This is a genomic window from Staphylococcus sp. EG-SA-17 (assembly GCF_017151845.1).
Classification (GTDB): Bacteria; Bacillota; Bacilli; order Staphylococcales; family Staphylococcaceae; genus Staphylococcus; species Staphylococcus aureus.
In genome coordinates this window covers 25,761-37,157 of the sequence record NZ_JACVZO010000028.1, presented here as the reverse complement: position 1 = coordinate 37,157, position 11,397 = coordinate 25,761, and the positions used below count along the sequence as shown (strand labels likewise).

The following is an 11,397-nucleotide window of genomic DNA, read 5'->3' as shown; positions in this document are numbered from 1 at the left end:
CTCAATCAAATAACCTCCAATCGAAGATTGAGTTAAGACATGATTATATAATTTAAAAAAGAAAAAATGTAGGAAAAACAGCATTTTCATTTCGCCATTTTCCTACATTTTATAACCGCCATTTACAACACTAGTATTTTCTATCATTACATTAGCTATTAGTACTAAGAGAATACTTTTACAAACTGTATTAATAAAACGAATTGTTTTAAAGTGCTGCTTACCTTTAATCATATTGGCAATATTTAAATTTAGTAACATTAAGAAAGTCCATAAATTAATAACACTAATCGTTAAAATGAAAAGACATGAAAGCAGAACTATTCTTAATATGAATAAATCTAAATTACCCGTGTAATTTAATATCCAAAGTACACTTGTAGTTAAAAGAATTTGAGTTATGATTAACGTTACCCAATACGTGCATTTCTTTGAAAAATTTTCGAAAATTATTTTTCTTAATGTAAAACCATTTAAATACTTAATCGCATACGCTTTGAAATTAATGTTCTTTTCGAAAATATAATAAATAAAATAAACGATTAAAAGTGAGGATAATGGAACTACTATATTCATTTGTTTAATGACACCAACGGCAATCATCATATGATCTATTTTGTATGATTCAGCAGTAACACCATATTCTTTTAAAAAATTTATGAATTTAGACACGTCAAAATTTTTGTCTTTTACAAAATAACTCCCTTTGATATCTTTTTTTAATACTTCGTCGTCACTTAAATAATGAATGTTATATTTAGCATTAAAAGGAGTGATAGTTGTTGCTTTTGATTTATTAAATACATATATATCTTTATCTACGTTTTTGTTTGTATAATTTGAAGTTGATTTATAGATTGCTACGTTCTCATTTTTAGCGAATTGATTTATATGTTTATAAATCTCATTTTTACTATATTTTTTATTCCAGTCAGTTACTGCTATAGGGTATTTAGTATCAGGCAATATTTCTTCGTTTTCTTTATATGTATAAACAAATAACAATATAGCAATCAGAATGAAGATTGTAACATCAAGTATTAATTTGAACCATTTCATGTTGTACCTCTTGCGTTGTTTATTTTCTATGATTTTTTAGTATTTAATAAATGTTATAATACGCTCTATTGATCCAGCAATTATGTTTAGTAGCTGATGCTTTTGCTTTTACACCAGCTCTTGTATAACCACTAAATGATCTATATTTTCCAATAGCTGTTGCACCATGTCCTTTATGACCATGATAATAATAAGACCAAACATACTTACTGCCGACACCGTGACTCCAAGTGCCTCCTTCTGCGTATTCTGTAGATGCATAAGCTGCTGTTGATAATCCAAGTGCTAAAGTTAAATATAATATAGTGCCAAAAATTTTATTCTTCTATAAAAACACCTCTTCATATTTAATCTATATCTCTCTATTTAAATTATACAGAATTTTCTGAATATTTCAAGATGAATTTATTTGCTACAAATTTCAACTACTTCATGTTAAATGGACATCAAAGTGTAATTGTATTATTATTAAATTGCGCAGTGCATAAATAGATGATATACAGGAACATGTCGCCTATTGAACCCGTTAAAAGACGGTGACTAAATGAGGTTTGCTTTAACCATTATTCTTTGTCAAAGTTTGGAAATGATGGTTATTTTTTATTGTTTAAATTAATTATTGCGACTACTATACCAATGAAAGTTTTATTAATATATGAACTTCATTACATATTCAATAGAAATCACTTATTTATAAGTACTACCATATAATCATAATTGATTTCTACCACAGTATGATTTTCCTTTCAAATCTGACATGTTTAGCAGGCAATATACGAAAAATACTTCAAAATTTTGTTACACATCTAATAAACATAGACAATTAAATAAAAGATATGTTACTATAAAAATGTAAAAAGACGACATGCAGTAACATGTCGCCTAATGAGCCCGTTAAAAAGACGGTGACTAAATGAGATTTTCTTTAACCATCATTCTATGTCAAAGTTTTGAAATGATGGTTATTTTTTATTGCTTAAATTTATTATTGCTACTACTATACCAATGAAAGTGACGATAAACATACCGAAACTTAACATTAAATGTAATGCGTTTGCAATAGATGTCACAATAGGCTTTTCCTTTCAAAAGTGTTAAGTAATGCCATAGGCACCACCCCCCTTTACTCAGATAGCCACCATCAATTCAACTTGCTCGAAAAATATTACCACTATAATGAAGCATGCCTCGAATCTTCGTATTGCTATTCTTAAGCAAAAAAGCTTTTCTTAGAACACAGACGTCTAAGAAAAGCTTATTTAAGCATTAAAAATTAATAACAATATAATAGCTACAATTTGCGCAACGGATGTTGTTGCTATGCGTCGAGTATACTCATAACTTAATGATAATATCACTTGTGCAACAAATATAAATGTTACTATCCACCAATTATCTAAATAAATAAATAATGAACTAGAACAAATTGCAGTTATTAATATAGCTACCCATTTCGGTATTGAAAAATGTGTTAATTCTTTTTGTAAAACAGTTCTCATATATAACTCGTGACATGGAATGACAAAAAGTAAAGTTACTAACATTTGCCACTTCCAATTGACACCTGTTCTTGCTAATTCTTTAATTAATGAACTATAACTTAAATTAGAAGTTATAAGTGAGAATAAAAGTTGAAGCATAATTAAAATAATTGCCGTAATAATACCAACACCAATTGATGTAAGCAACCGCTTAGATTCAATATCTCTTTGATAAAATACATAACTGATACCAGCAATTAGCATTATACCTGTATATAAATACCAGTATTCTTGGTGTTCGCCCCACATAATAAATAATATGAGATGAAATATAATGAAACTTATAATAAACCAAGTTAAAGCCTTCGAGATTTTATTCATTATAACTTACCTTCTTATTCAACAATCTTATATCGTTTATGATTGATAACAGTTTTTTCCGGTAAATCAAGGTCATTAAAATTTTCCATAATTGTTAAGTCAACAATAACAGAGTTATCGTTGATTTTTTCAACACGACCTCTTAATCCATCCATAAACTCAACAATGTTACCCACTTCTGCAACAGTCATTTTAAGTCCTCCTTAAATCATAACTAAATTATATTGTACTAAAATTCACTTAACAAATAAACTATTAACAATCAAAAATAATAAAATGTAACTTTAAGCCGATATTTAGAATGATTTGTGAGTATATAATTGGCATTTTGAGCAAAGTTAAGGCATAAATAAGTAGAGAATATATATAGATATAAGGGAGAGATTGTAATGAAATTCATTAGTAATAATAATATTACAGATCCAACTTTAAACTTAGCAATGGAAGAATATGTTTTAAAAAATTTACCAGCAGAAGAAAGTTACTTTTTATTTTACATAAATAGACCATCTATCATTGTTGGAAAGAATCAAAATACGATAGAGGAAGTAAATCAGACATATATAGATGCTCACAACATCGATGTAGTTAGAAGAATTTCTGGTGGTGGCGCTGTTTATCATGATACTGGCAATTTAAACTTTAGTTTTATAACAGATGATGATGGCAACAGTTTCCACAATTTCCAAAAATTCACTGAACCAATTGTTCAAGCATTACAATCTTTAGGCGTAAATGCTGAATTAACTGGTCGTAACGATATTCAAGTTGGACAAGCGAAAATCTCAGGAAATGCCATGGTTAAAGTTAAAAATAGAATGTTTAGTCATGGTACGTTGATGTTAAATAGTGATTTAGACGAAGTTCAGAATGCACTAAAAGTTAATCCAGCTAAGATTAAATCAAAAGGTATTAAATCTGTTCGTAAACGAGTAGCAAACATTCAAGAATTTTTAAATGACCCTTTAGAAATTGAAGAATTTAAAAAAATCATCTTGAAAACTATCTTTGGAGAAACTGAAGTAGAAGAATATAAATTAACGGATGAAGATTGGGAAAATATTGAAAAGTTAAGTAACGACAAATATAGAACTTGGGAATGGAATTATGGTAGAAACCCTAAATATAACTTTGAACGCGAGGAAAAATTTGAAAAAGGATTTGTACAAATTAAGTTTGATGTTAAACGAGGTAAAATCGAACATGCAAAAATTTTCGGTGATTTCTTTGGTGTCGGAGATGTCACTGATCTTGAAAATGCATTAGTTGGCTGTCTACACGACTTTGAGCATATAGAAGAAGCACTATCAGAATATGATTTATATCACTATTTCGGTGACATAGTTAGACATGAATTAATTAGATTAATGTCTTAAACGATTAAAGGACTATTCTTACATGTATGAGATGTTAAGAATAGTCCTTTTATGATTGCGTTATGGAATTCGAATCAATGTTATTCACCGAGAAATGCCTCCAAATTTTTGTATTCTGCCGTATATTGATTAAATGCTGCTTCATCTTTATTGACGAGTGCGTCATCTATAAGTTCTATGAGCTGTCGTTTTCTTACCTCTCGAAGTGCTTCATTGATAATTAATTCAATACCCAAATCATTGACGGTTGTGACAAACGCTTCTAAAGTTGTATGTTTAACATTAGTATTGTATTTCATAGAAACCACTACCTTTCTTTAATTTATAATAAGTATACATTTTTCTAATTTTGAAATCAATGAATATTCTGACTATTAGTTAAAAATTATTGTACATTTTCACCAAAATAATAACTTGACAACTCAGAATTTTATTATAAAATATCTTTATATCATTAATTGAATTTTTATATTAATGTTTTAAAACTTAATAAAGCGAGGTTTTGCTTATGTATTCTCAAAATATTTATGTGATACGCAAAGGAGACATGGTTATTCGACCAGCATTTGATGATGACGATCAAAGAAACGGTAGTGAAATAATTCGGTTTGACAAAACGCGTATTCAAAATCCTTTTAAAGTCCAGAAAATCATTGAACGCTCTTGCAAATTTTATGGTAATACTTATCTTGGCAAGAAAGCAGAGACAAACCGCATTACTGGCATTTCTAGTAAACCACCTATTTTACTAACACCATTATTTCCAACTTATTTTTTCCCAACACATTCTGACAGACAAAATGAAAATATTTGGTTAAATATGCATTATATCGAAAGTATTAAAGAATTAAAAAATCGTAAATGTAAAGTGACATTTATTAATAATGAATCAATCATTCTTCATGTTTCATACCACAGTTTATGGCATCAATATAACAATTCCATTTTTTACTATTACATGGTAGATAAACAATCTCGCATGATATCAAAAAATCCCGACCAACCAATAGATTATAATAAAGCCACATTGAATGTGTTTGAAGCATTGACACGCTATTCTTTATTTGAAGATAAATAAATTGTTTATTTTTAAAATATGCGGAATGTTTTATAAATATAGTGTAAATGTTCTGCATATTTTTTTAAGGTATCTATTGCAAATTAACTTAATCTTGTTATAATAATATTTGTGCTTGATATTCAAACACATACAAATTAATCCACAGTAGCTCAGTGGTAGAGCTATCGGCTGTTAACCGATCGGTCGTAGGTTCGAGTCCTACCTGTGGAGCCATTGGAAACGTACTCAAGTTGGCTGAAGAGGCGCCCCTGCTAAGGGTGTAGGTCGCGAAAGCGGCGCGAGGGTTCGAATCCCTCCGTTTCCGTTACTTGCTTAAATGGTATATACCATTTAAGCTTTTTTGTTTACTTATATATATAATGAATGAGATTTTCACTGTTCTTTTATATCAATTTTAAAATTCTAAAAACCTTTCCTAGATAATCTTCTCTAAGAAAGGTTTTTAGAATTGTTAAACTTATAATTAATTTATTACATAGCAATATTTACCTGTTTTTAACTACAAAATTATCACTACATGAAATACGATAATTCGGATCTCTTAACTTCTCTGCAATTAATGTACTCATTGTTTCATCGTATGATTCATGTATAATAGCATTTTTCAAATAATTCTTGTAGTTACGATAACAATAGTCAGTCATTGTAACTCTATAACTCTTAGTCAAATCAATTTGATCTAACATTACTCGTTGCCCAGGTTCTTGATTCATATCAATCTCATAATTGAATCCTTGCCACATTGTACATAACGTTTCATCAATAATTGTTAAGCTTAATTGCTCGTTAACAAAATCTAAATGTGAATAACTATACTCCAATATATCTTTGATATTTTGACCACTAATTGTCATATCCATTGGCTTATCTGGATATGGGTATGCATGATACAAATCTTCATTTCGAATCTGTCCACTCAACCCCTTCTCTCCGTTCATAGGCACGTGGACACATGTTATATCATTATCAAATGCAAGGTGAATTGCATCATGTAATAATTGCGAAAATGGATGTGTTTGACAGACTAAATCTTGTAACCCATTTACTGATAACATCAAACCTTTATCACTTATGATTTCCTGTGACCAATAAGCCACTGCTTTTCTATCATAGAATGTTAAATCTAATAATTCTTGATCCTCTTCATACTCATTTAAGTCAATCACTTTAGAATCAATACTTTCAACATCATAAGTTGTTGTTCTCTTTTTAAAATTAATCGAAAGATGTACAAGCTCTTTTGCATCTTGACCAGCCTGAACATAATACGTTTCATGATCTTGACCTACTATTGTTTGATGCTGATGAGCTGTAATCATTAAATCTATAACACCGAGTTCTTCCATTAATTTTTCAGCTTCATTCGAACTTGCCTTTTTATTTTTCGTGCTATTACTAATTTTATTCAATCCACCATGATAAATTACAATCAATAAATCTGGCTCTTCAACTTCATGGATATATCTAATCCATCGTTTTGATGCCACTAATGTCTTTTCAATAGATACATCTTGTTCCATTTCAGAATACTCATTTTCCATTAAACCATCTGCTGTGACGCCTACGATAGCAATTTTTAAGTCACCAAAATGTTTAATACAATATGGCGTTGAAAAATATGGCTCCTTAGTAACATTGTATTCAATATTTGCTGATAACCATGGAAAACGTGCCAAAGCAATTGAACGAGTTAAAAATGATAAACCAAACTTGAATTCACTTGGACTCACACCGCTAGCATCATAATGCATTCTGTTCATCAACTTTATCATTGGATGTCGTTTATAAGGTGCAACAATAGCATAATAATAGGCCGCTAACGATCCAGCTAAACTTCCGCCACTATCTAATAAAATGACGCGATGATTTTGTGCTCTTACTTGGTTAACATAAGTACCAGCTCTATATATATTTGAACCATAATCACCATTTAAGAAATGACTATGCATATCTGACGTAGTTAAAATCTCTACATTAATGTTTTCATTTTTTTCCATCATGTTACACCTCTCATTGTTACTAGTTTACCATTTTCAAAACCAATCGTCTTATAAAATAAGTTAAAAATACAAACTAAAAAAGCAATCTAAGTTCCAGTTAAAATCTACATTAACTAAACTTAGATTGCTATTATATTATCCTATTTGAATACGTTCTTTTGGATAATGGAATTTATCTGGTTCTCGACGTCCTGCTATCATAATGATAAATGATATTAAGCCAACACGTCCTATAAACATGAGTACCATTAGTACGACCTTGGAAATATCACTAATATCACTTGTGACACCAAGCGATAGTCCACAAGTTCCAAATGCAGACATGACTTCAAAAAATACTTGTAAAAATGTAAGCTTACCATTTTCAGTAGCTGATATAATTAGCATTCCTAAAAATGTTAAAATTGTCGCCATTGTAAATACTGCAAATGAACGTTGAATATCCATAATGTGTACTTCTCTATTGTAAACTTTAATGGATGTTTTATCGGCATTATTACTAAAGTTAATTAAAAACAAAATTAAAATAGCGAATGTTGTTGTACGAATACCGCCACCAACCGAACTTGGCGAAGAACCTATAAACATTAAAATACCCATGATAATATTCGTAGGGTCACTTAGTGTTGTCACATCAATTGTTTGAAGACCCGCACTTCTTGTAGTCGCTGATTGAAATAGCGAATAGAATAACGATTGATGCCAACTTAATCCTTTGAACGCATGGTTATGTTCAAATAATAGAATGGCTAATACCCCAACAATAAATAAAAATAAATATGTTGATGTCGTAATTTTAGTAAATAATGAAAATCTAAAATTAGTAACCCTATTTTGAATATAAGCTTTAACTTCTAATAATACTGGGAAGCCGATTGATCCTAAAATTATTAAAAATATAACTATCGCTTGTACAAAATAATCATGTGCATAAGGAATTAATGACTTACCTGTAATATCTAATCCACCATTGGTAGTGGCAGAAATAGAAACAAAAACACCTTGCATGATTGCATATTTTAAATCTGGATTATCTCGATAAAAGTAAAATGCTAATAACATGGCTCCTACGAGTTCGATTACAAATATTGATTTTACAATATCAATAATCAATTTGACGGTACCACTCATTGTGTTTTTGTTATTATCTAACATAATTAACTGACGTTCTCTAATTCCAATATGTTTACCTAGTACCACCCATAACATCGTACCAATTGCCATGACGCCAATTCCACCAATATTTAATATCACGAGGATAATTAATTGTCCAAATGTAGAATAGGTATCGACAATACTTATCGGAGACAATCCAGTAACACTAATTCCGGATACGGCAACAAATAATGTGTCAATTGGATTTACTTCTACACCTGGTTTATGAACATACGGTAAGTTTAATAATAAAAATGCAATGACAATTGCGACGATATAGTACAATACAATACCTTGTTGAGGGCTTGATCTTTTTAAAAACTGGCTAAAAATTGACACGTTGTTCACCTCAACATTATTTTAGTTTAATATTAATTTCTTTCTCTTTACCATCTCTATAAATCTTCGCTGTAATTGATTTCAAGTCATCTTTATGACTAAATATAATCTGCCTAAAGCGTAAATCATCTTCTAAAAGTTTGCCATCTAATTCTGTAATTACATCACCTTTTTTCAGACCAGATTGATCCGCTAAACCATTGTTGTCAACTTGATCTACAACAACACCGTTCTTAACTTTTCCTGGCAATTTAACTGCTTGTCTTTCAAAACTATTTAGACTGGCAATATTCTTCATTTTAACACCTACATCGGGATAGTCAATTTTACCTTTTGTTTCTAAACCTTTTACAATCTTTTGTACTTCATTAACAGGTATTGCAAATGACATGTTTTCAACGTTTGGCATACTAATTTTAGCTGCAACTACACCAATTAATTTTCCTTCTCTATTGACGACAGCACCACCCGAGTTACCTGGATTTACTGATGCATCAATTTGGAAAGCTTTCATCAACATATCATATTTATTATCTTTATCGAAATCAATAGGAACATTTCTGTTCAGACCTGAAATAATACCTTCAGTCACAGTGCCTTTAAAGTCTACACCAAGTGGATTACCTACGACTAATATTGGCTCTCCTAACACTAAATTATTTGAATCTCCAATAGCTATCTCTTTCACTGAACTGTCTGAAGAAGTTGCTTTAACAACAGCTAAATCTGACCATTTATCTTTACCAAGCACTTTCCCAACAACACTTTTATTATTCGAGAAAGTTATTTTTTGATTTTCTTTATCACCGACAACGTGTGCATTCGTAACAATATATAACGTATCTCCAGATTTTTTATATACAACACCTGATCCTACTTCGTCTTGAGATGCTTTATCTTTAGGTAATGATGAATCTTTTGATGTTTCATTTTCAACTGTAACGACCGATTTAACTGTGTTATTGGCATTTTTCATCGTTGTCGTATATTTTTGAGCATCTGTATCATTATTATCATTCATGCGATCATTTTTATTCACATTATTAAAAATGGCATTCAAAATAACAATTAGAATAATAATACCCATTAGAATAACTAATTTAGGCCAATACATCATCCAAAACTTTTTCAAAATGTCACTATAATTATTATTTGTAGCGCGCCCTTTGTTCAAATTTGATGTAGCCTTTTTTTGATTATTATTTGCCGATGTCTTTGTATTTGTTTTTTGACCGTTTAATTTATCATGGTCATTAATAGAAATATTTCTTTTTTCAGTGCTACGATGAGATGCACTTGACTGACTTTGATATCCCACCGTTTCAGACGAGTCTGCATTTTGTTTATGTTTATCTTCAACATGAATTTTTTCATCAAGTTTTCGATCGTCATCTGTTTTTGATAATGATGGTGTATTGATATCATTATCAGGATTATCGTCAACAATATGATTTTCTCTCATAACGTTATCTTTATCATCACTTATCGATGGTGTATGATGACTTAAATCATTTTCATGATTAGACTTGTCATTTTGTTCGCTATCACCATATGTATAGGTTTTTGTTTGCTCATTTTGACTTTGCTGTCTTTTCAATTTCTGTTCTTCCGGCAAAGTTAATGGCTTCTGATTATTTACTTCATCATCAGATTCCGACAATTTTGGTACTGTATTTGATTTGTCTGATATTACTTCAGATTTCAGATTACTACTTTTATTTTCATCTGAACTGTCTTTTTTTATTTCCTCTGTCTGCATCGAGCTGTCTGAATCAGTTCTTGAAGACTCAAAATCAATTCTAGTCTCTTTATCATGTTCTGAAGGTTTAGAAAGTACATGTTGCTCTTCATGACCAACTTTGTTTTTATCTGAACTTAGCTTTCTCATGTCAGTTGATTCTATTTTATCGGTTGATTTAGTTGATAAAGTCGCATCAGAATTTTGCTCATAATATTTTGATTTCTCTGTATCTTGGTCCACTGAATCTAATGAATTTTGTTTTTTAAATACATCGTCTGTTAAATAATGATCTCTGCTATATGCTGACTTACTATCCTGATTACTTTTACTTTCTTCAGTTTTATTCTCATTAACATCACGGTTTCTCTGTTCTAAATGCGATGATAAACTGTTTTTAAAACGTTCGTGCTTATCAATTGAATCTTTATGTATTTGCTTATCTGCTTTTTTTGATGTTGTATGATCTATATTTTGTTTATCTTGATGTTGTTTTAAATTTTCTTCTCTGTCTTCGTTGTGGAAGAATTCACGACGCTTACGTCGGTACTGACTTTTAGGAATTACATGTTTTTTACCAATATCCACTAATGTCCACTCCATTCAATAAAATCACTTTTCATTATGACACATTAACACTTAATTTGCTTTAAAATCTATATAATTTCTATTGAAAAAATGCTAAATATAAAAGGCACATTTTCTTAATGCTATATCGCATATTTTGATTCATATTCTTCAAAATCCATTTTTCATAAATCACTCAATTAAATGAAAAAGGACAACC

Annotated in this window: 10 protein-coding genes, 2 tRNA genes and 1 pseudogene; 4 read left to right on the top strand and 9 right to left on the bottom strand. The window is 30.0% G+C overall.

Going from position 1 to position 11,397, the window contains the following annotated elements:
* Positions 1-123 precede the first annotated feature (123 nt).
* The 5 genes and pseudogenes from IDG65_RS11495 to IDG65_RS11475 all read right to left on the bottom strand — a co-directional run.
* Positions 124-1,059, bottom strand: a pseudogene (locus IDG65_RS11495) (bacteriocin-associated integral membrane family protein); the annotation flags it as partial.
* A 43-nt stretch (positions 1,060-1,102) separates the two neighbouring features.
* The gene (locus IDG65_RS11490; RefSeq protein ID WP_075583734.1) at positions 1,103-1,375 is read right to left on the bottom strand and encodes a lactococcin 972 family bacteriocin; all 273 of its coding nucleotides are present in this window, start codon (positions 1,373-1,375) and stop codon (positions 1,103-1,105) included.
* A 646-nt stretch (positions 1,376-2,021) separates the two neighbouring features.
* Positions 2,022-2,084: a hypothetical protein gene (locus IDG65_RS14855; RefSeq protein ID WP_228764722.1), complete on the bottom strand. Its 63-nt coding sequence runs from the start codon at positions 2,082-2,084 to the stop codon at positions 2,022-2,024.
* A gap of 234 nt (positions 2,085-2,318) precedes the next feature.
* Complete coding sequence (locus IDG65_RS11480) at positions 2,319-2,921, bottom strand: CPBP family glutamic-type intramembrane protease (RefSeq protein WP_001033867.1); 603 nt, start codon at positions 2,919-2,921, stop codon at positions 2,319-2,321.
* 14 nt (positions 2,922-2,935) lie between these two features.
* On the bottom strand, positions 2,936-3,112 hold the full coding sequence (locus tag IDG65_RS11475; RefSeq protein ID WP_000214898.1) for a YkvS family protein: 177 nt from the start codon (positions 3,110-3,112) through the stop codon (positions 2,936-2,938).
* A 198-nt stretch (positions 3,113-3,310) separates the two neighbouring features.
* Here IDG65_RS11475 and lplA point away from each other — a divergent pair, with 198 nt between their 5' ends.
* Entirely contained in the window at positions 3,311-4,297 is a 987-nt protein-coding gene (lplA, locus tag IDG65_RS11470) for a lipoate--protein ligase (protein ID WP_000668821.1), read from the top strand.
* A gap of 80 nt (positions 4,298-4,377) precedes the next feature.
* Here the strand turns inward: lplA and IDG65_RS11465 are convergent, their stop codons facing one another.
* The gene (locus tag IDG65_RS11465) at positions 4,378-4,596 is read right to left on the bottom strand and encodes an IDEAL domain-containing protein (protein ID WP_000876826.1); all 219 of its coding nucleotides are present in this window, start codon (positions 4,594-4,596) and stop codon (positions 4,378-4,380) included.
* Between the two features lie 209 nt (positions 4,597-4,805).
* On the opposite strand from IDG65_RS11465, the gene IDG65_RS11460 reads away from it, so the two are divergent.
* The 3 genes from IDG65_RS11460 to IDG65_RS11450 all read left to right on the top strand — a co-directional run bounded on the left by IDG65_RS11460 (position 4,806) and on the right by IDG65_RS11450 (position 5,682).
* Positions 4,806-5,375: a competence protein ComK gene (locus tag IDG65_RS11460; RefSeq protein WP_000287265.1), complete on the top strand. Its 570-nt coding sequence runs from the start codon at positions 4,806-4,808 to the stop codon at positions 5,373-5,375.
* Between the two features lie 141 nt (positions 5,376-5,516).
* Positions 5,517-5,591: transfer RNA gene (locus IDG65_RS11455), tRNA-Asn, on the top strand.
* Between the two features lie 2 nt (positions 5,592-5,593).
* Positions 5,594-5,682 (top strand) — tRNA-Ser (locus IDG65_RS11450).
* Positions 5,683-5,863: 181 nt separating this feature from the next.
* Here the strand turns inward: IDG65_RS11450 and IDG65_RS11445 are convergent.
* From IDG65_RS11445 to IDG65_RS11435, 3 genes are all read right to left on the bottom strand, one after another.
* Positions 5,864-7,375 carry a bifunctional metallophosphatase/5'-nucleotidase gene (locus tag IDG65_RS11445; protein ID WP_061385175.1) on the bottom strand — a complete coding sequence of 504 codons (1,512 nt, stop codon included), beginning with the start codon at positions 7,373-7,375 and terminating at the stop codon, positions 5,864-5,866.
* Positions 7,376-7,513: 138 nt separating this feature from the next.
* A complete protein-coding gene (locus IDG65_RS11440; protein ID WP_000021865.1) occupies positions 7,514-8,872 on the bottom strand; it encodes a TrkH family potassium uptake protein in 1,359 nt (452 codons plus the stop codon).
* Between the two features lie 16 nt (positions 8,873-8,888).
* The gene (locus IDG65_RS11435) at positions 8,889-11,213 is read right to left on the bottom strand and encodes a S1C family serine protease (RefSeq protein ID WP_075583733.1); all 2,325 of its coding nucleotides are present in this window, start codon (positions 11,211-11,213) and stop codon (positions 8,889-8,891) included.
* Positions 11,214-11,397: the final 184 nt, after the last annotated feature.